Raw genomic sequence first — 18597 nt, 5'->3', positions numbered from 1 at the left:
CCGTTCATCCCTCCATAGGTCGTGGCGCGGCGACGGTTTCGCCGGCCACCAGGTCACAGGCCACCAGTTGGCTGACCGGTTCCGCGTCCGGGTCCTCGACCCGCGCCACCAGCGCGTCGATCGCGATCCGGCCGATCTCCTTGCGCGGGATCACCAGGCAGTCCCAGCGGTGCCCGGGCTCGTCGCCCGATCCCTCCAGCACCGCCACCGACAGGTCGTCCGGGATCCGCCGCCCGCGCGCGGCCAGTCCGGCGCGGAGCTCCTCGGCCAACCGGATGCCCTCGGCAACCACCGCGGTCTCCGGGCCGGCCGCCAGTTCGTTCAGCCACGCCTCGGTCAGCCCGGGTTCGCCGCGGAAGCCGGGCGACCGGTCGTGCAGCCCGAGCCGCTCGACCGCGGTCCGGTACCCCTGGCGGCGGTCGACGTACGCCTCCTGCTCGATGCCCTCGCGCAGGTACGCGAAGTTCCGATGGCCGCGGTCGGCGAGCGACGTCACCAGCCGGTCGGCGGCCGACACGTAGTCCGGGACGATGCACGGGATGTCCGCGCCGGGCACCTCGCGGCGGCCGATGTGCACGAACAGGTACCCGTCGTGCCACAGCCGGGCGAGCTCCTCGCGGTCGGTCGCGGCACCGAGCAGGACGGTGCCGTCGGCAAGGTTCAGCCGGTTGGTGCCGTCCCGGTAGATCCGCCGCCGGCCGTCGCTGGTCCCGGTCGACGTGAACAGCACCAGGTCGTACCCGATCTCCTCGGCGCGCTCCTCGATCCCGAGCAGGAAGTCGAAGTAGAAGTCCTCCCGGGCGTGCGGGAACACGGCCTCGAAGGTATGGACGCCGAGCAGCCGGTTGCGCTTGTTTCGCAGGTTCCGGGCGGCGGCGTTCGGGACGTATCCGAGCTCCTTGACCGCGGCCAGGATCCGGTCCCGGGTCTCGACCGGGATCCTGTCCACGTCCCCGCTCACCACCCGGGAGACAGCGGACTGGGAGACGCCCGCGAGCCGGGCGACGTCGGACTGTCGTGGTGCCTTCATTTCTTCTCCTGCAGCCAGCAATGGGTCCAGCGGCCGTCGGGCAGTTCGGTCCGCGGCGGTACGTCGGTCCGGCAGATGTCCATCGCCACCGGGCAGCGCGGGTGGAACCGGCAGCCCGCCGGCGGGTCGATCAGGCTCGGCGGCTCACCCAGGTCCTCGGCGTCGAACAGCGCTGCTCTGTCGGTGCGATCGCGCTCCGGGTCCGGCGACGAGTCGATCAGCAGTTGCGTGTACGGGTGCAGCGGGTCGGCGATCACCGCTTCCTTCGGGCCGCCCTCGACCATCCGGCCGGCGTACATCACGACGATGTCGTCGCACAGGTACCGCGCGCTGGCGATGTCGTGGGTGATGTACAGCAGCGCCAGGCCGTCCTCGGTGCGCAGCCGGTCCAGCAGGTTCAGCATCTCCAGCCGGATCGACACGTCCAGCATCGAGATCGGCTCGTCACCGAGCAGTACCTTCGGCTCGACCGCCAGCGCCCGCGCGATCACCACCCGCTGCCGCTGCCCGCCGGACAGTTCGTGCGGGAACTTGTCGACGAACTGCTCCACCGGGGTCAGGCTCACCCGCTCCAGCAGTTCCAGCACCCGCCGCTCCACCTCGTCCCTGGACCGGACGTCGTGATGCAGCTTCACCGCCCGCTCCAGGTTGTACCGCACCCGGTGCAACGGATTCAGCGACCCGAACGGATCCTGGAAGATCAGCTGTACGTCGCGGTAGTACGCGCGCGGGCTGCCCTTCACCGGCTCCCCGTGCAGCCGGATCTCCCCCGCGGTCGGCGGATAGAACCGCGCCAGCAACCGCGCGAGCGTCGTCTTCCCGCTCCCGCTCTCCCCCACCAGCGCAACGATCCGACCGGGCAGCAACGCCAACGTCGCGTCCTCCACCGCCCGCACCGTCGCACGCCCGGCCTGAAAATGCTTGGAGACCCCACTGGCCTCGAGTACCGGTTGGCTCATACCTGATCATCTCCCGAGGGGTAGAGCCGGCAGGCGACGGCGTGGTTCTCGATCGTGAGGAGTTCTGGTCGTTGCCGGTCGCAACCGTCGAAGCGGTCCGGGCAGCGGGGGTGGAACGCGCAGCCCGGTGGTGGGGTTCGGAGATCCGGGGGGCTGCCGGGGATGCCGGTGAGTTTGCGGAGTTCGGAGCGCAGCGGCGGGAACGAGTCGCGCAGGCCGCGGGTGTACGGGTGCCGGGGTTTGGCGTACAGCGACTCGGCGGTGCCGATCTCGACGATCCGGCCGCCGTACATGATCGCGATCCGGTCGGCGAGCTCCAGCAGCAGCGACAGGTCGTGGGTCACGAAGACGACCGCGAACCCCAGCTCGCGGCGGAGGCGCAGTACCTGGGCGAGGATCTGGCGTTGCATCACCACGTCGACGGCCGTCGTCGGCTCGTCCATCACGACCAGCTCGGGGCCGCAGGCCAGCGCGAGCGCGATGCTGGCCCGTTGGCGCATGCCGCCGGACAGTTCGTGCGGGTACGCGCGGACCCGGTCGGCGGAGATGCCGACCATGCCGAGCAGTTCGGCAGCCCGCGCCCAGGCGTCCGTACGGCTCAGGCTCTTGTCGTGCGCCCGCAGTACGTCGACGAACTGGGCGCCGACCCGCATCACCGGGTTGAGGGCGTCCATCGCGCTCTGCAGGACGATCGCGAGCGAGGTCCAGCGCAGTTTGCGGAGCTCGTCCGGGCGCAGCCCGACCAGGTCGGTGCCGTGGAACTCGATCCGGCCGGCCGTGGTCACCGCGGGCGGGCGCTGCAGCCGGGTCAGCGCGGTGATCAGCGTCGACTTGCCCGACCCCGACTCCCCCGCCACGCCGAGGATCTCGCCGCGGTGCAGCTCGAACGACACGTCGTCGCACGCCCGCACCGGCTTGTCCCCGGTCAGGTAGTCGACGGTCAGCCCGTCCACCGTGAGCACACTCATGCCTCGGCCACCTTCCGGGTCCGGACCACGACCGAGCGGCGGGCCATCCGCAGCTTCGGGTTGGAGACCTCGTCGACGCCGAAGTTCACCATCGTCGCCGCGGTCCCGATCAGCGCGATGCACAGCCCGGGCGGTACGAACCACCACCAGAACCCGCGCAGTACGGCGCTCTGCTGCTGGGCGGACTGGATCATCGTGCCCCAGCTGATCGAACCGGAGTCGGTGATCCCGAGAAACGCCAGCCCGGCCTCGGCCATCACGCCGCCGATCACCCCGTGCAGGAACATCGCCGAGATCCAGCCGGTCAGGTGCGGCAGGACCTCGAAGAAGATCAGCCGCCGGTGCGGCTCGCCGACCATCCGCATCGCCAGTACGAAGTCCCGGCTGCTCAGGCTCAGCGACTGCGCGCGGAGCGTCCGGGCGCCGCCCGACCAGCCGAACAGGCCGATGATCAGCGCGATCACCCACGGCCCGGTGCCCTGCACGTACCCGGCGACGATCAGGATCAGCGGCAGCACCGGCATCACGATGAACAGGTTCGTGAGGAAGTTCAGGCCGTTGTCGACCGCGCCGCCGAAGTACCCGGCCGGGACGCCGACCAGGACCGCGATCAGCGTGCCGATCACCGCCGCCAGCAGGCCGACCAGCATCGACCCGCGGGCACCCGCGACGGTCTGCGCGAGCACGTCCTGCCCGAACTGCGTCGTACCGAACAGGTGCCGCCCGCTCGGCGGCTGCGAGATCGCGCCGAAGTCGTTCGCCCGCGGATCCAGCGGCAGCAACGGGCCGAGGATCGCGAGCAGTACGAAGAAGCCGAGGACGGCGAGCCCGAAGCGGACCTTCCAGCTCCTGAACATGGTCATCCCCTCGCCCGGATCCGCGGATCGAGCAGTACGTAGGCCAGGTCCGCGACCAGGTTCGCCAGCAGGACCGCGAGTGTGATCAGCAGGAACACGCCCTGCATCATCGGGTAGTCGCGCTTCTGCAGCGCCTCGTACAACAGGTAGCCGATCCCGGGATAGCTGAACACGATCTCGGTCAGCAGCGCACCGCCGACCACGTGCCCGAGCGCCATCGCGAACCCGGTGAAGCTCGGCAGCATCGCGTTCCGGGCGGCGTACCGGAGCATCACCCGGCGCGGCGACAGGCCCTTCGCCTGGGCCAGCAGGACGTAGTCCTCGCGGACCGTGGTGACGGTCATGTTCCGCATCCCGAGCAGCCAGCCGCCGAACGCCGAGAACACGATCGTTGCCGCCGGCAAGATCCCGTGGTGCAGCACGCTGGCGACGTACGCCAGGCTGAACCCCTGCGGGAGATCGGGGTCGTAGCCGCCGGACATCGGCGTCCAGCCGAGCACGAAACCGAACGCCCAGAGCGCGAGCAGCGCGACCCAGAAGTACGGGACGCTGGACAGGAACGTGGTGAACGGCGTCAGGATCGCGTCGAACCGGCTGCCGGCCTTCCAGCCCGCGACCACCCCGAGCAGGGTGCCGATCGCGAACGCCGTGATCGTCGTGGTGCCGACCAGCAGCAGCGTCCACGGCAGCGCCTGCCAGACCAGGTCGGCGACCGGGACCGGGAAGTTCACCACCGAGACGCCGAGGTCGCCGTGCGCCAGCTGGCCGAGGTACTCGACGAACTGGTGGCCGAGGCCCTGGTCCGGGTTGCCGAAGATCGCGCGGATCGACAGCAGCGTCTCGGCCGGTACCTGCTGGCCGCTGACCCGCTCGAGCTCCTCGACGATCGCCGACGACGGGTCGCCCGGCATCAGCCGCGGCAGCAGGAAGTTCAGGCCGACGGCGGCGGCCGCGGCGGCCAGGTAGAAACCCAGCCGCCGGGCCAAAAACGCCCACCGCATCGTCAGTTCCCCCGCGGGCGCAGGTTCAGCAGCGTCGTGATCGTGTCCGGTCCCATCCCGGCGAACGGGATCGCGTCGAACTTCTCCGGCGTCGGCCAGCCGGTCCACCGGGTCGCGTTGATGTCGATGAAGTAGAAGTTGTTGTAGATCGGGCTGAACGGCACCTCGTCGACGACGATCTTCTGCAGCTGCTTGCCGAGCGTCTTCAGCTCGTCGACGTTGTCGGTGCGCTCCATCGACTTGATGATCTTGTCGGTCTCCGGGTCGTTCCAGCGGCCCTGGTCGAGGGTGGCCGACTTGCCGATCGGCGTCAGGTACTGGCTGCTCAGGAAGCGGTAGACGCCGTACACGCTGGCGCCGCCGGTGGACGAGGCCGCGATGTCGAACTGGCCGAGGTTCTGCTTGTCGTAGTACCCGGCGCTCGGCTGGCCGGCGCTCTTCACGGTCAGGCCGAGGGTCCGCTTCCAGGTGTTGATCAGGATGTCGGCGTAGCTCCCCCAGCCCCAGTCGGCGTTGAACAGGATGCTCGGCTGGTACCGCTTGCCGTCCTTGACCAGCGCGCCGTTGTCGATCGTCCAGCCGCCCTTGGCCAGCTCGGCCTTGGCCGCGTCCGCGTCGACCTTCTGGACCTGGCCTTTGTACGCCGGGTCGAGCCAGTCGGCGAACAACTGGTCGGACAGCCCCGTCGGGCCGGCCTCGGTGCCCGGACGCTGCAGCGTGGTGACGACGGCGGTACGGTCCACGGTCAGCGCCAGGGCCCGCCGTACGTGCACGTCGTCGAAGGGGGCCTTGCCGGTGTTGAACAGCACGGACATCGCGCCGCCGTTGGAGTACAGCTGGTACAGGTTCTTGTCCGGGTCCTTGGCGACGTACTCCTTCTCGCCGTTCGCCCAGCCGGCCGACGCCCAGTCGATCTCGCCGCGGAGCAACTGCGCCTTGAGCGCCTCACCGGCGGTCGGGACGATCTTGAACGTCGCCATCGGCAACTTGCCGCCCCAGTAGTCGGAGCGCGCGCCCAGCGTGATCTGCTGCGGCTTGAACTCCTTGACCGTGAACGGGCCGGTGCCGACCGGGTCCGGGTTCGTCCAGGTGTTGAGGTTCTGGGTCGACCAGATGTGCTTCGGGACCATCGGCAGCAGGATGTTCGCGAACTGGTTGAGCGTCTGGAACGACGGCTCCGCGAACGTCACCTTGACCGAGCTGTCGTCGAGCTTCGTCACCGACTTGTAGGTGACACCCGCGATACTGAAGTCCTTCTTCTCGATCGGCAGACCGAGCGAGTAGACCGCGTCGTCGGCGGTGAACTTCTGGCCGTCCGACCACTTCACGTCGGTGCGCAGCTTGATCGTCAGCGTCTTGCCCTGGTCGGAGAACGCCCAGCTCTGCGCGAGCCACGGCTTCACCGCCCCGCCGTCGCCGTAGTCGACCCGCATCAGCGGCTCGTAGACCAGCTCCGCGTTCGGCGCCTTGTCGGTCGCCGGACCCATCACGTTGTAGTTGCGGACGAACGTCGTACCACCGTCGGTCTTCGCGTACACGATGCTCGAGGCACCTGCCGACCCGGTGGCCGCCGGCCCGGTCGCGGGGCCTGAGCACCCCGCGACCAGTACCGCGCCGACCACCAGCAACACCCGCCACCGACTGCGCATATTCCTCACCCCAGAACTAGAGCGGCTGCACGTTCATACGTATGAGCACTCGAATATGAGCGGTTTGGGCGGTGCTCTTACGTATGCGCAGGAACCTACGAACGTTCAGTGCGCATGTCAATAGTCCAGCACCACAATCACCGGATGCTTGCCCGCCACCGCGAGTTCGTACCGCCCCAGCACCCGCCAACCGCGCGGCATCTGCTCCCCCAGCAGCAACGCCACCACCACCCCGCCCGGCCGTAAGACCTTCCGCCACCGCCGCATCCCCGCGGACACGTTCACCGCATCCACCCGCACACCCCACGGCGGATTACTCACGATCCGGTCGAAGGCACCTCCGACCCGCCGCGCATCCCCCACCCGCCAACTGATGGACGTCCCAACCAATTGCCTCGCATTCGCTTGTGCGGCTGCGATTGCGGCTGGGTGGTGGTCGACGCCGACGTAGTCGGCAGCGGGTTCGAGCAGGTGGGCTTCCAGCAGGACCGTGCCGGCGCCGCAGAACGGGTCCAGTACTCGGTGTCCGGGTGCGAGGCCGGCCAGCTGGGCCATCGCGGCGGCGACCGGTGGGTGCAGGCTTCCGGGGACGGTGTGCCGGCGCCACGGCCTCCGATGGACGGGTACGGCGTACGGGCGGCGCGCCACCCACAGCGTCTGCCCGTCGAGCACCACCCGCCACTCGGCGCGCTCTTCCGGCGGTACGGCGCCGTCGCGGCGCGAGTGGTACCGCCCGCCCGTCAGCCGCCGCAGCCGTTCGCCGACGAGGTCCTCCACGTCGTACCGGGTGAAGTTCCGCTCCCCGACGAACGACGCCGACACCGCGAACGCCCCACGATCACCCGGCACCGACCCGACCGCCGTACGGACCGCGGCCGCCACGCCCGCCTTGGCGCGCCCGGGATCCGGCGCCACGCCGTACACCTCGAACACGTCGTCGGCCACCCGCGGCGGCTCGACCAGGCCGTCGACCACCACCTGCCGTTTGGACACCTCGACCACCCGGCATCCCGCAGCGGTGACCTCCTCGGCCACCAACCATTCCAGACCAGCAACAACGCGCACGAGCGCAGAACGCATGAAGAATCTCCCGGCAAGAACCCGGGAGCAACCAACCGGCTACTCCCGCCTCGCCGGCCAAGGGCAGAACGCCACACAGAGGGCCAGCGGAGGGAGGGCGCGCGTCCCGATCCCGCGCCCGAGCGCCCCGCAGTAGGCGGGGGATCGGGACGCGCGCCCTCAGCCCAGTCGGAAGAAGAAACTCTTCATGCCCGCGATCCTGACACAGGTGCCGCGGAGTACCCACCGATTTTCGGGGGTACAACTCCATCAGCCACCTTCCCCGCCCAGGAGGTCCGCCCATGCCGAAACTCGCCCGGCTCGCCGCAGCGCTGCTGATCGGACTCGTCCCGCTCGCCCCGGCCCAAGCGACCCCGCCGGCCGCCATCCAGACCGCGCCCCGTGGTGCTGAGGTCGTCGCGGTCAAGCAGGTCGCGGACCGGCTCACCGACCTGACCGTCCGCTCCCAGGCACTCGGCGGCCGTACAGTGAACGTCCGCCTGCTCACTCCCGACGGCTGGAACCCGTCGGACCGCAGTCAGCACTGGCCGACGTTCTGGCTGCTGCACGGCTGCTGCGGCGACTACACGTCCTGGTCCGGCACCGACATCGCGAAGATCCCCAGCCTCCGCAACGTCCTCGTCGTGATGCCCGAGGCCGGCTGGAACGGCTGGTACAGCGACTGGTGGAACTACGGCGCCGGCGGCGACCCCGCCTGGGAGACCTTCCACACCGTCGAACTCACCCACCTGCTCGAGCACAACTGGGGCGCAAGCTCCGACCGCGTCGTGGCCGGCCTGTCGATGGGCGGCCAAGGAGCACTCCTGTACGCCGCCCGGCACCCCGGCATGTTCCGCGCGGTCGCGGCGTACTCCGGCTCCGCCCATCCCTTGCTCAACGCCGAGTCGACCAACCGGATCCTCGGCTTCTTCGCCGGTCAGGGCAACGACCCGCTCCGCGTCTGGGGCGACCCGGTCGCCCAACGCGGCATCTGGCAGGCCCACGACCCATACTACCTGGCGCACCGGCTCAAGCCGCTCCCGGTCTACCTCTCCTGCGGCGACGGCACCGCCGGCCCGTTCGACCCACCCGGCAAGACCGACGCCCTCGAGGCCGACTTCAACCGCCAGAACCACGCCCTCGCCGCCCAGCTCGAACAGGTCGGCGCCAAGCACCTGACCACGAACTTCTACGGCCCGGGCACCCACGCCTGGGCCTACTGGCAGCGCGAACTGCACGCCTCACTGCCGATGCTGCTCCAGGCCCTTCACAGATAGGTCTGGGTGCTCGGCGGAGCGGACTCCATCCAGGCGAGGACGCCGGTCAGGGCTTCCTCGGTCATCGCGAAGTGGACGGTCTTGTCGTTCAGTTTCGCGTCCACGATGACGTGGCCGGCATACGTGACCAGGGGCTCGTTGCCCATCGGGCGGCGGGTGCTCACGCCCTCGAGCTGGCGGCGGTTCACGACCAGCTTCGGCCACCAGGCGAGGCTGAAGACGCGGAACCACTGCAGGTCGTCGCCGACGTAGCGGGCCAGGCCGAGGGCCCAGCCGCGGCCGTGGTCCTTCTCGGCGAGCTGCAGGCTGCAATCAAAAGTTCCGCCGTCCCTGGACAACCAGCGACGGCGGAACGCGACAAGCACGATGAACAGTACGGCGGCAAGCAGACAGACCCCGACGACATCGAGGACTGTCCTCATACCTTGCCGACCCCATTTCCGGTGCCTGTTTCGGGTACTTGTCCCGGGCACCCCGGAGAACCGTACTGTCAGTGACCGTATTCGATTGTGCTGATTATGGCAGGTCGGGTCAGGACGTCTGCTCGGCGGCCCGGACCCTGGCCTCGGCGAGTCGCACCTCGTCGGTGTCCGCGTCGGTGTCGAGACCGGCGGCGAGCGCCTGCTCGAGGTCCCGGCGGGCCTCTTCGAGGTCGATGTCGTGACCCATCTCGGCGTTCTCGGCCAGGATCGAGACCCGGTCGTTCGCCACCGAGATGAACCCGTCCGGCGCGGCCGCGACGAAGTACTCGTCCTCGACGGTCCGCACCTGGACGGTGCCGCCCTGCAGCAGGCCCAGCAGCGGCGCATGGCCGGGCAGGATGCCGACGTCGCCGTCCGTGGTCCGGGCGATCACCATCTTGGCCTGGCCCTGCCACACGGTCCGCTCGGCCGCGACCAGCGCGACCTCGAGGTGCTTGGCAGAATCGTCGGCCATCTCAGTTTTCCTTCTGCAGCTCGGCCCACTTGCGCTCGACGTCGTCGAGCGAACCGACGTTGAAGAACGCCTGCTCGGCGATGTGGTCGCACTCGCCCTCGGTGATCTTCTTGAAGGACTCGATGGTGTCCTTCAGCGGCACCGTGGAACCCGGCACGTTGGTGAACTTCTCCGCCATGTACGTGTTCTGCGAGAGGAACTGCTCGATCCGGCGCGCCCGCGCGACGGTGATCTTGTCCTCTTCGGAGAGCTCGTCCACACCGAGGATCGCGATGATGTCCTGCAGCTCCTTGTTCTTCTGCAGGATCTGCTTCACCCGGACGGCCACGTCGTAGTGCTCCTGGCCGATGTACTGCGGGTCGAGGATCCGCGACGTCGAGGTCAGCGGGTCGACGGCCGGGTACAGACCGCGGGACGCGATGTCACGCGACAGCTCGGTGGTCGCGTCCAGGTGCGCGAACGTGGTGGCCGGCGCCGGGTCGGTGTAGTCGTCGGCCGGGACGTAGATCGCCTGCATCGAGGTGATCGAGTGGCCCCGGGTCGACGTGATCCGCTCCTGCAGCACGCCCATCTCGTCGGCCAGGTTCGGCTGGTAACCGACCGCGCTCGGCATCCGGCCGAGCAGCGTGGAGACCTCGGAACCGGCCTGCGTGAACCGGAAGATGTTGTCGATGAACAGCAGCACGTCCTGCTGCGCGACGTCGCGGAAGTACTCCGCCATCGTCAGCGCGGACAGCGCCACCCGCAGCCGGGTGCCCGGCGGCTCGTCCATCTGGCCGAACACCAGTGCGGTGTCCTTGAAGACGCCGGCCTCGTCCATCTCGTTGATGAGGTCGTTGCCCTCACGGGTCCGCTCACCCACGCCGGCGAACACCGACGTACCACCGAAGTTGTGGGCGATCCGGTAGATCATCTCCTGGATCAGAACGGTCTTGCCGACACCCGCACCGCCGAACAGGCCGATCTTTCCACCCTGCACGTACGGCGTGAGCAGGTCGAGGACCTTGATACCGGTCTCGAGCATCTCGGTCTTGGACTCGAGCTGGTCGAAGGCCGGGGCCTTGCGGTGGATCGGCCAGCGCTCGGTGATCTCGAACTCGGACTCGTCCTGGCTCAGGCACTTGCCGGTCACGGACCACACGCGGCCCTTGGTGACGTCACCGACCGGGACGGAGATCGCCGCACCGGTGTCGCGCACCTCGGTACCGCGGACCAGGCCGTCGGTCGGCTTCATCGAGATCGCCCGGACGATGTTGTCGCCGACGTGCAGCGCAACCTCGAGGGTGATCGTCTGGGTGGCGTCGCCGAGGGTGATGTCCACCTCGAGCGCGTTGTAGATGTCGGGCATCGCGTCGGCCGCGAACTCGACGTCGACGACCGGGCCGATCACCCGGGCGACGCGACCGACGCCTGCGGCGCCCGCCTCGTTGTTCTTCTCGGTAACCGTGGCAGTCATCTCTCTCACTCGCTCCCGGCGTTCGCGTCGGCGAGCGCACTCGCGCCACCGACGATCTCGCTGATTTCCTGGGTAATTTGCGCCTGGCGGGCCTGGTTCAGGTCCCGCGTCAGCTTCTCGATCAGGTCCTGCGCGTTGTCCGTCGCGGACTTCATCGCCCGCTGCCGGTTGGCCAGCTCCGAGGCCGCGGCCTGCAGCATGCACCAGTGGATCCGGCTGGCGACGTACTTCGGCAGCAGCCCGTCGAGAACGTCCGCGGCGGACGGCTCGAACTCGTACAGCGGCAGTACGTCGTCCGCGGCCGGGGCCTGCTCGCCCTCGACGACCTCCAGCGGCAGCAGCCGGATGACGTCAGCTCGCTGGGTGAGCATCGACACGAACCGGGTGAAGACGATGTGGATCTCGTCCACGCCGCCCTCCTCGGTCGGGGTCAGGAACGCCTCGATCAGCGCGTCGGCGACCTCCCGGGCCCGGGCGAAGCTCGGGTTGTCGGACTCGCCGCCCCACGACTGCGCGACCTGACGCTGGCGGAAGGCGTAGTACGCGATGCCCTTCCGGCCGGTCACGAACGGGACGATCTCCTTCTCGTCCTCGCGGAGCATCTGCTGCAGCCGCTCACCCTCACGGATCACGTTGGCCGAGTACGCACCGGCCTGGCCGCGGTCCGAGGTGATCAGCAGCACCGCAGCGCGCCGCGGGTTCTCCTTCTCGGTGGTCAGCGGGTGGTCGACGTTCGAGAACGTCGCCACCGCCGACACGGCACGGGTGAGCTCACGCGCGTACGGACCGGCCGCCGCGGCGCGTTGCTGCGCCTTGACGATCCGGGACGCCGCGATGAGCTCCATCGCGCGGGTGAGCTTCTTGATCGTCGTGACCGAGGCCTTCCGATCGCGAAGCTCCCGCAGGTTGGCTGGCACTGTGGATCAGCCCCGCTTCTGCTTGACGATCTGCTCCTGGTCGACGTCCGCCTCGTCCATCGCCTCGGCCGGGGCCTCGGTGCCGAGCAGCGTGCCCTCGGAGGTCTGGAAGGTCGGCTTGAAGGACTTCAGCCCGTCGGTCACGGCCTGTGCCTCGTCGTCGCCGAACAGCCCGGACTCGCGGATCGCGGAGAGCACCTTGCTCTCCCGGCGCAGGTAGTCCAGGAAGTCCCGCTCGAAGCGCAGTACGTCGACCACCGGCACGTCGTCGAAGTGCCCGTTGGTACCGGCCCAGATCGAGACGATCTGGTCCTCCACCGGGTACGGCGAGTACTGCGGCTGACGGAGCAGCTGCACGAGCCGCTGACCGCGGTCCAGCTGCCGGCGCGAGGTGGCGTCCAGGTCGGACGCGAACATCGCGAACGCCTCCATCGCGCGGAACTGCGCGAGGTCCAGCTTCAGCGTTCCGGCGACCTTCTTCATGCCCTTGATCTGCGCGGCCGTGCCGACCCGGGAGACCGAGATACCGACGTCGATGGCCGGCCGGATGTTCGCATTGAACAGGTCGGACTGCAGGAAGATCTGCCCGTCGGTGATCGAGATGACGTTGGTCGGGATGAACGCCGAGACGTCGTTCGCCTTGGTCTCGATGACCGGCAGACCCGTCATCGAACCGGCGCCGAGCTCGTCGGACAGCTTCGCGCAACGCTCGAGCAGCCGGCTGTGCAGGTAGAAGACGTCACCCGGGTACGCCTCACGGCCCGGCGGGCGGCGCAGCAGCAGCGACATCGCGCGGTACGCCTCGGCCTGCTTGGTCAGGTCGTCGAACACGATCAGCACGTGCTTGCCCTGGTACATCCAGTGCTGACCGATCGACGAGCCGGTGTAGGGCGCGACGTACTTGAAGCCGGCCGGGTCGGACGCCGGGGACGCGACGATGGTCGTGTACTCCATCGCGCCGGCCTCTTCGAGCGCACCGCGGACGGAGGCGATCGTCGAGCCCTTCTGGCCGATCGCGACGTAGATGCAGCGAACCTGCTTCTTCGGGTCGCCGGACTCCCAGTTGGCCTTCTGGTTGATGATCGTGTCGATCGCGATCGCGGTCTTGCCGGTCTTGCGGTCGCCGATGATCAGCTCGCGCTGGCCACGGCCGATCGGGATCATGCCGTCGATGGCCTTGATACCGGTCTGCAGCGGCTCGCGGACCTCCTGGCGGTCCATCACGCCGGCGGCCTGGATCTCGAGCGCCCGCTGGCCCTCGATGCCCTGGATCTCGCCGAGGCCGTCGATCGGCTTGCCGAGTGGGTCGACCACGCGGCCGAGGTAGCCCTCGCCGACCGGGACGGACAGGATCCGGCCGGTGCGGCGGACCTGCTGGCCCTCTTCGATGCCGTCGTACTCACCGAGGATGACGACACCGATGTCGCGGACGTCGAGGTTCAGCGCGATGCCCTCGGTGCCGTTCTCGAAAACGAGCAGCTCGTTGGTCATCACCGAGGGCAGGCCCTCGACGTGGGCGATACCGTCACCCGCGTCGACAACCGTGCCGACCTCCTCGGCGGCGGTTTCGGCCGGTTGGTACTCGGTGACGAACCGATCCAGGGCGTCCCGGATCTCCTCCGGCCTGATCGTGAGCTCAGCCATTGTGTTTCCTGCTTCCTTGACCCTTGCTGGCCTGTTGTGGCTCTAAAGGCTTTCCCGACCCTTAGCGCCGCTGTATGTCGTTAAGGGGCGTTCAGCCCGCGATGCGCCGTTGCGCGTCGTCGAGCCTGGCCGCGATGGTTCCGTCGATCACTTCGTCGCCGATGTCCACCCGGACACCGCCGACCACGTTCGGGTCGACGATGACGTTCAGCTGGATGTCCCGGCCGTACTGCCGTCCGAGCGCTGCCGCGAGCCGGGTGCGCTCCGCCTCGGAGAGGTCGGTCGCCACCCGCACGGTCGCGATGCTGGCGTTCCGCCGGGCCGCCGCGGCGACCTGGTACGCGCGCATCGAGGCCGCGAAGTTCCGGCCGCGGCCGTCCACGGCCCGCTCGGCCAGCCGCACCGTGGTGGCGTCGGCCTTGCCCTGCAGCAGCCCGCGGATCAGTTCCTGGCGGTGCTCGACCGGGATCCCCCGGTCGCCCAGCTTGTCGGCCAGCACGCGCTCGGCCGCGACCACCCGGTCCAGCCGGAACAGCTCGTCCTCGACCTCGTCCAGCTTCCGCCGGGTGTCGGCGAAGCCCACCTCGGCCTCGACACTGAGCTGGTCCAGGGCGTCACCGAGGTCCCGGCCGCTGACCCAGCGACCGGCCACCGCGGCGGACAGGATCTCCTGCGCCTGGCCGGAGATCTTGCCGCCGAACAACTGCCCGGCCAGCCCGACCTTGGCCTCGGCCGGCCGCGCCGGGTCGGTCAACGCACGCCGGAGCGCGCCGCTGCCGTCCAGCAGCTTGGCGACCGAGAACAGCTCGCCGCCCAGCCCCTCCAACGGGGTCACACCCGCCAGGGCCTGCTCGGCCCGGGCGAGTGACTCGTTCGACGCGCCGCGCATCAGCCGTCCGTTCCGACAGCCTGACGAGCGGACTCCGACTCTTCCAGCTCGGCCAGGAAGCGCTCGACGGTCCGGCGCTGCCGGGCCTCGTCCTCGAGCGACTCACCGACGATCCGGCCGGCCAGCGTGGTCGCCATCGTGCCGACCTCGGAGCGCAGCGACGTGACCGCCTGCGCCCGCTCGGCGTCGATCTGGGCCCGCGCGTGCGTGACGATCCGCTCGGCCTCGGCGTTCGCCTGCTCACGCATCTCCGCGATGATCACCGCACCCTGCTCACGGGCGTCCTCACGGATCTTCGCAGCTTCCTGCCGAGCCTCGGCCAGCTGCGCGTTGTACTTCTCCAAAGCCGCCTTCGCCTCGGCCTGGGCCTGCTTGGCCTCGTTCATCCCGCCTTCGATCGCCGCGGTCCGATCGGCATACGCCTTCTCGAACCTCGGGACGACCACCTTGGCGAAGGCGATGGCCAGCAGGACCAGGAAGACGAAACCGAAGATGATCTCGGCGGTGTGCGGCAGCAGCGGGCTCGGAGCCGCCTCGAGTGGTAGCACCAACGTCGTCATATCTGAGTCCTGTCAGTCAGTAAAGAAGGAGTGGGTCAGCCGTTCTTGAAGACGAACGCGAGCGCGATACCGATGATGGCCAGAACCTCGGTGACACCGAAGCCGATCCAGGCGATCGACTGCAGCTTGCTCTGGGCCTCCGGCTGACGCGCGGTGCCGTTGATCACCGCGGCGAAGATCAGACCGACGCCGACGCCCGGGCCGATCGCGGCGAGGCCGTAGCCGAGGACGGCGATGTTGCCGCTGATTGCGAGAGCGATGCTCGACATTGCGGTGTTTCCTTTCGGGTGCGGATAGGGGCCTATCCGGGATTTCCGTTACTACGGGTCTAGGGGTACTGCGGCTTCGTGGGGATCAGTGCTCGTCGGCGATGGCGCTGCCGATGTACTGCGCGGTCAGCACCACGAAGATGTAGGCCTGGATGGACTGCACGAACAGCTCCAGCCCGGCGATCGCGAGGGCCATGATGAACGTGACGATGCCGACGCCGCCGAGGAAGATCTTCCCGGACTCGAACACCATGTACTCGCCGCCGAGCACGAACACCCCGAGCAGGATGTGGCCGGCGAACATGTTCGCGAACAACCGCAGGCTCAGCGAGATCGGCCGGACCAGGATGTTCGAGATGAACTCGATCGGGATCATCAGCGGCATCAGCCAGATCGGCACACCGGCCGGCATGGTCTGGTGCTTGAAGTAGCCCCACAGGCCCTTCTTCTTGATGCCGACCGCGTTGTAGATGACCCAGCTCATGACCGCGGCGACGTAGGCCCAGCCGATGTGGCTGAAGGTCGGGAACTGGATCAACGGGATCGATCCGGCGACGTTGTTCAGCAGGATGAAGAAGAACAGGCCGCACAGGTAGGGCACGTACTTCATGTGGTCCTGGCTGCCGATCGCGTCACGCGCGATCGAGTTGCGGACGAAGTTGTACGCGAGCTCGCCGGTGAACTGCATCCGGCTCGGCACGATGGCGGCCTTGCGGGACGCACCCCAGAAGAACCAGACGATCACCACGACGGACAACGCGGCCACCAGCACGGGCTTGGTGAACCAGTCCACGCCGGGGATGATCGGCGGGAGATTGAAGCTTTCTGGACCGGGTGGGGTGAACTCGGTCGAAACGCCGGCAATCACCGGGTCTCCTCTCGCGTCGTGCTCAAGTCGGACGCCTTGTAGCTAAGGGCAGGGCGGCTCAGGGCATGGCGGTCAACAACGTCAGACCCGGTAGGGGCCGGGCCCTTCGTCAGGACCGCTGCCCGTACCGGAAGTGCAACATCAAGATGCTGAGGCCGGCGCCGAGAACGATGCCCACCACAACCAGGAACTGGGTGCCGAAGAGCCGGTCCAACCCGAACCCGATGCCCCCGTACAACAGGACACCGCCGATCAAGTAGGACAGGACCCGCCAGCCGTCGCCCGAATTGGGGGGTGATGGCTTCGGATCCTGGTTCTCGCTCATTGGCACCCGAAACGTACCAGTTGGCGACAGTGACGGTCACACCGGCGTCCGTAATCTCCACCACAGCAGGGAAATCGTTACCCAGGGTGCTCATGCGGTCACCTCGTGGTCGAGGTCGTAGATCGGCACCCGCAGCCGGGACCAGGCCCAGATCTCGCCCGCCATCCAGCCCATCACCACTACCAGTGCGACCAGACCGAGCACGGTCAGATTCACGTGCCGGGCCAGCGAGTCCGAGCTCAACGCGATCGCCAGCAGGCCGCCGAAGATCGCGATCCGGCCGGTGTACGACGCCATCGCGATCGCGAGCTGCATCGTCGGCGTGGACCGCCGGGACAGGTGCAACGCGAACAGGCCGGCACCGGAGAAGACGACCACCATCAGCACTCCGAGGAGGGCTCCCCACAGGCCGGGCAGACCGGCGGCGACCGTCGAGACGGCGGTCGCGTTCACGCCGACGACGAGGGCTGCGACCAGAGCGCCGCGCAGCATTGCCAGCGCCGGGTGCTTGGTTGCTTGTCCGGCGGTTTTCGGGCTGTGGGCCGTGGGAGCCATCTGGTGGTTCCGTCCTGCTGGCGTGCTGGTCTCGCGGCCAGCTCGTCGGGTGGGCGGGGTCAGGGGTGTCGCTGTTCTTTGCTGGTGCTTGTGAAAACTAGCACAAAGTCTGCACGCTCAGCAAAACGAGGCCCCTGCCGCTGTACAGCCACACCTTATCGGTAGGCCACACCGACCGGTGGTCTGGTCCCTCTCAGCTGGCACTCAGACTTTGGCGAGCGGTTTCCGCCGGCGGCCCGGGAGACCTGTCGTGAGCAGCACCGCGGTCACCGCGACGGCGAACACGATCAGCGCCGTCCACCAGTACAGGACGAGGCCGAGGACGACCACGCCGTACGCGATCAAGGCGGTCCAGAGGTACATCAGCAGGACGGCGCGGCGGTGCGAATGGCCGCGTTGCATCAGGCGGTGGTGCAGGTGCTGCTTGTCGGCGGCGAACGGTGAGCGGCCGGCCTTGGTACGGCGGATGTAGGCGAGCGTCAGGTCCAGCGCCGGGATCGCCAGGATGGCGATGGGGAGGACCAACGGTAGGAGCGCGGGCAGCAGGCTGGAGCCGCCGACCTCGTACGGGACCGCGTTCGGGTCCATCTGGCCGGTCAGGCTGATCGTCGACGCGGCCAGCATCAGGCCGATCAGCAGGGCGCCGGAGTCGCCCATGAAAACCCTTGCGGGGAAGAAGTTGTGCGGCAGGAACCCGAGGCAGGCGCCGGCCAGCGCGACCGTGATCAGCGTCGACGTGGTCGCCCGGTCGAGGTTCTCGTGCACGTTCAGCAGGTACGAGTAGATGAAGAACGCGGTGGCGCCGATCGCGGTCACGCCGGCCGCCAGACCGTCCAGGCCGTCGACGAAGTTCACCGCGTTGCAGGACACCAGCAGGATGCCCGCGGTCAGTACGGCGAGCTGCGCGGGCGACGGCGAGATCACTCCGCCCGGGAGCGGCAGCCAGTACAACTGGATGCCTTGGACAACGAGTACGCCGACCGCGAGCACCTCGCCGGCGAGCTTGGTGATCGCGTCCAGCTCGTACAGGTCGTCGACCACGCCGACCGCGCAGATCACCACGCCGCCGACCAGGATCGCGCGGGCGTCGTGCGCGACCTGCAGGCTGTTGCCGAGGAACGGCAGGTTGCTCGCCACCGCGTAGCCGGCGATCAGGCCGCCGAGGATGGAGAGGCCGCCGAAGTACGGGATCGGCACCTTGTGCACGTCCCGGGCCCGGACCTTGGCGACCGCGCCGTACCGCATCGCGATCTGCCGGGCGACGCCGGTCAGCAGGAAGGTCGTGGCCATCGCCACGAACAGGACCAGCAGGTACTCGCGCACTAGGTCATGTCTCCTGACTTCACGCCGTAGCGAGCAGGTACTCGGCGTGGTAGCT

The 18597-nt window shown here is 68.6% G+C and carries 20 protein-coding genes; 1 reads left to right on the top strand and 19 read right to left on the bottom strand.

All coding sequences use genetic code 11. The annotated features are described in order from the left end of the window. Positions 1-4: 4 nt before the first annotated feature. The 7 genes from ACXJJ3_RS34705 to ACXJJ3_RS34675 form a co-directional block, all read right to left on the bottom strand. Positions 5-1030 (bottom strand): LacI family DNA-binding transcriptional regulator, encoded by a 1026-nt coding sequence (locus ACXJJ3_RS34705; RefSeq protein WP_458166109.1) that lies wholly within the window; start codon positions 1028-1030, stop codon positions 5-7. Next, the gene (locus tag ACXJJ3_RS34700; protein WP_458166108.1) at positions 1027-1989 is read right to left on the bottom strand and encodes an ABC transporter ATP-binding protein; all 963 of its coding nucleotides are present in this window, start codon (positions 1987-1989) and stop codon (positions 1027-1029) included. The genes ACXJJ3_RS34705 and ACXJJ3_RS34700 overlap by 4 nt, the downstream gene beginning before the upstream one ends. After that, positions 1986-2957: an ABC transporter ATP-binding protein gene (locus ACXJJ3_RS34695; protein WP_458166107.1), complete on the bottom strand. Its 972-nt coding sequence runs from the start codon at positions 2955-2957 to the stop codon at positions 1986-1988. The genes ACXJJ3_RS34700 and ACXJJ3_RS34695 overlap by 4 nt, the downstream gene beginning before the upstream one ends. After that, positions 2954-3814: an ABC transporter permease gene (locus ACXJJ3_RS34690; RefSeq protein WP_458166106.1), complete on the bottom strand. Its 861-nt coding sequence runs from the start codon at positions 3812-3814 to the stop codon at positions 2954-2956. The genes ACXJJ3_RS34695 and ACXJJ3_RS34690 overlap by 4 nt, the downstream gene beginning before the upstream one ends. Positions 3815-3816: 2 nt before the next feature. Continuing rightward, positions 3817-4815: an ABC transporter permease gene (locus tag ACXJJ3_RS34685; RefSeq protein WP_458166105.1), complete on the bottom strand. Its 999-nt coding sequence runs from the start codon at positions 4813-4815 to the stop codon at positions 3817-3819. A 2-nt stretch (positions 4816-4817) separates the two neighbouring features. Continuing rightward, positions 4818-6464 (bottom strand): ABC transporter substrate-binding protein, encoded by a 1647-nt coding sequence (locus ACXJJ3_RS34680; RefSeq protein WP_458166104.1) that lies wholly within the window; start codon positions 6462-6464, stop codon positions 4818-4820. A gap of 117 nt (positions 6465-6581) precedes the next feature. Then, on the bottom strand, positions 6582-7544 hold the full coding sequence (locus ACXJJ3_RS34675; RefSeq protein ID WP_458166103.1) for a methyltransferase domain-containing protein: 963 nt from the start codon (positions 7542-7544) through the stop codon (positions 6582-6584). Positions 7545-7825: 281 nt separating this feature from the next. Here ACXJJ3_RS34675 and ACXJJ3_RS34670 point away from each other — a divergent pair, with 281 nt between their 5' ends. Then, positions 7826-8800: an alpha/beta hydrolase gene (locus ACXJJ3_RS34670; RefSeq protein ID WP_458166102.1), complete on the top strand. Its 975-nt coding sequence runs from the start codon at positions 7826-7828 to the stop codon at positions 8798-8800. Here the strand turns inward: ACXJJ3_RS34670 and ACXJJ3_RS34665 are convergent. From ACXJJ3_RS34665 to ACXJJ3_RS34610, 12 genes are all read right to left on the bottom strand, one after another. After that, positions 8791-9222 (bottom strand): DUF2550 domain-containing protein, encoded by a 432-nt coding sequence (locus ACXJJ3_RS34665; protein WP_458166101.1) that lies wholly within the window; start codon positions 9220-9222, stop codon positions 8791-8793. The two genes, ACXJJ3_RS34670 and ACXJJ3_RS34665, sit on opposite strands and share 10 nt — an antisense overlap. Positions 9223-9331: 109 nt before the next feature. Continuing rightward, a complete protein-coding gene (locus ACXJJ3_RS34660; RefSeq protein ID WP_458166100.1) occupies positions 9332-9736 on the bottom strand; it encodes a F0F1 ATP synthase subunit epsilon in 405 nt (134 codons plus the stop codon). Between the two features lies 1 nt (position 9737). Beyond that, positions 9738-11192, bottom strand: a complete 1455-nt coding sequence (gene atpD, locus ACXJJ3_RS34655) for a F0F1 ATP synthase subunit beta (protein WP_458166099.1) — start codon at positions 11190-11192, stop codon at positions 9738-9740. A 5-nt stretch (positions 11193-11197) separates the two neighbouring features. Then, on the bottom strand, positions 11198-12109 hold the full coding sequence (locus ACXJJ3_RS34650) for a F0F1 ATP synthase subunit gamma (RefSeq protein ID WP_458166098.1): 912 nt from the start codon (positions 12107-12109) through the stop codon (positions 11198-11200). 6 nt (positions 12110-12115) lie between these two features. Beyond that, a complete protein-coding gene (gene atpA, locus ACXJJ3_RS34645; protein ID WP_458166097.1) occupies positions 12116-13753 on the bottom strand; it encodes a F0F1 ATP synthase subunit alpha in 1638 nt (545 codons plus the stop codon). 91 nt (positions 13754-13844) lie between these two features. Beyond that, positions 13845-14642, bottom strand: coding sequence for a F0F1 ATP synthase subunit delta (locus ACXJJ3_RS34640; protein ID WP_458166096.1), 798 nt, complete (start codon positions 14640-14642; stop codon positions 13845-13847). Beyond that, entirely contained in the window at positions 14642-15202 is a 561-nt protein-coding gene (locus ACXJJ3_RS34635) for a F0F1 ATP synthase subunit B (protein ID WP_458166095.1), read from the bottom strand. Before ACXJJ3_RS34635 ends, ACXJJ3_RS34640 begins: the two co-directional genes overlap by 1 nt. 35 nt (positions 15203-15237) lie before the next feature. Beyond that, positions 15238-15471 (bottom strand): ATP synthase F0 subunit C, encoded by a 234-nt coding sequence (gene atpE, locus ACXJJ3_RS34630; protein WP_458166094.1) that lies wholly within the window; start codon positions 15469-15471, stop codon positions 15238-15240. An 85-nt stretch (positions 15472-15556) separates the two neighbouring features. Next, entirely contained in the window at positions 15557-16339 is a 783-nt protein-coding gene (atpB, locus tag ACXJJ3_RS34625; RefSeq protein WP_458166093.1) for a F0F1 ATP synthase subunit A, read from the bottom strand. 109 nt (positions 16340-16448) lie between these two features. After that, a complete protein-coding gene (locus ACXJJ3_RS34620) occupies positions 16449-16664 on the bottom strand; it encodes an AtpZ/AtpI family protein (protein ID WP_458166092.1) in 216 nt (71 codons plus the stop codon). Positions 16665-16754: 90 nt separating this feature from the next. Next, a complete protein-coding gene (locus tag ACXJJ3_RS34615) occupies positions 16755-17219 on the bottom strand; it encodes a hypothetical protein (protein ID WP_458166091.1) in 465 nt (154 codons plus the stop codon). Between the two features lie 204 nt (positions 17220-17423). Then, entirely contained in the window at positions 17424-18542 is a 1119-nt protein-coding gene (locus tag ACXJJ3_RS34610; protein WP_209693877.1) for a glycosyltransferase family 4 protein, read from the bottom strand. Positions 18543-18597 lie beyond the last annotated feature (55 nt).

Source organism: Kribbella sp. WER1 (genome assembly GCF_054189145.1).
Note: the sequence above shows the minus strand (reverse complement) of the source record. Positions and strands in the feature narration are given on the sequence as shown.

What these genes read in the sequence shown, in the direction of transcription:
- ACXJJ3_RS34705 (WP_458166109.1), bottom strand. Translation starts at nt 1,030, where the DNA reads ATGAAGGCACCACGACAGTCCGACGTCGCCCGGCTCGCGGGCGTCTCC.
- ACXJJ3_RS34700 (WP_458166108.1), bottom strand. Translation starts at nt 1,989, where the DNA reads ATGAGCCAACCGGTACTCGAGGCCAGTGGGGTCTCCAAGCATTTTCAG.
- ACXJJ3_RS34695 (WP_458166107.1), bottom strand. Translation starts at nt 2,957, where the DNA reads ATGAGTGTGCTCACGGTGGACGGGCTGACCGTCGACTACCTGACCGGG.
- ACXJJ3_RS34690 (WP_458166106.1), bottom strand. Translation starts at nt 3,814, where the DNA reads ATGTTCAGGAGCTGGAAGGTCCGCTTCGGGCTCGCCGTCCTCGGCTTC.
- ACXJJ3_RS34685 (WP_458166105.1), bottom strand. Translation starts at nt 4,815, where the DNA reads ATGCGGTGGGCGTTTTTGGCCCGGCGGCTGGGTTTCTACCTGGCCGCC.
- ACXJJ3_RS34680 (WP_458166104.1), bottom strand. Translation starts at nt 6,464, where the DNA reads ATGCGCAGTCGGTGGCGGGTGTTGCTGGTGGTCGGCGCGGTACTGGTC.
- ACXJJ3_RS34675 (WP_458166103.1), bottom strand. Translation starts at nt 7,544, where the DNA reads ATGCGTTCTGCGCTCGTGCGCGTTGTTGCTGGTCTGGAATGGTTGGTG.
- ACXJJ3_RS34670 (WP_458166102.1), top strand. Translation starts at nt 7,826, where the DNA reads ATGCCGAAACTCGCCCGGCTCGCCGCAGCGCTGCTGATCGGACTCGTC.
- ACXJJ3_RS34665 (WP_458166101.1), bottom strand. Translation starts at nt 9,222, where the DNA reads ATGAGGACAGTCCTCGATGTCGTCGGGGTCTGTCTGCTTGCCGCCGTA.
- ACXJJ3_RS34660 (WP_458166100.1), bottom strand. Translation starts at nt 9,736, where the DNA reads ATGGCCGACGATTCTGCCAAGCACCTCGAGGTCGCGCTGGTCGCGGCC.
- atpD (WP_458166099.1), bottom strand. Translation starts at nt 11,192, where the DNA reads ATGACTGCCACGGTTACCGAGAAGAACAACGAGGCGGGCGCCGCAGGC.
- atpA (WP_458166097.1), bottom strand. Translation starts at nt 13,753, where the DNA reads ATGGCTGAGCTCACGATCAGGCCGGAGGAGATCCGGGACGCCCTGGAT.
- ACXJJ3_RS34640 (WP_458166096.1), bottom strand. Translation starts at nt 14,642, where the DNA reads ATGCGCGGCGCGTCGAACGAGTCACTCGCCCGGGCCGAGCAGGCCCTG.
- ACXJJ3_RS34635 (WP_458166095.1), bottom strand. Translation starts at nt 15,202, where the DNA reads ATGACGACGTTGGTGCTACCACTCGAGGCGGCTCCGAGCCCGCTGCTG.
- atpE (WP_458166094.1), bottom strand. Translation starts at nt 15,471, where the DNA reads ATGTCGAGCATCGCTCTCGCAATCAGCGGCAACATCGCCGTCCTCGGC.
- ACXJJ3_RS34620 (WP_458166092.1), bottom strand. Translation starts at nt 16,664, where the DNA reads ATGAGCGAGAACCAGGATCCGAAGCCATCACCCCCCAATTCGGGCGAC.
- ACXJJ3_RS34615 (WP_458166091.1), bottom strand. Translation starts at nt 17,219, where the DNA reads ATGGCTCCCACGGCCCACAGCCCGAAAACCGCCGGACAAGCAACCAAG.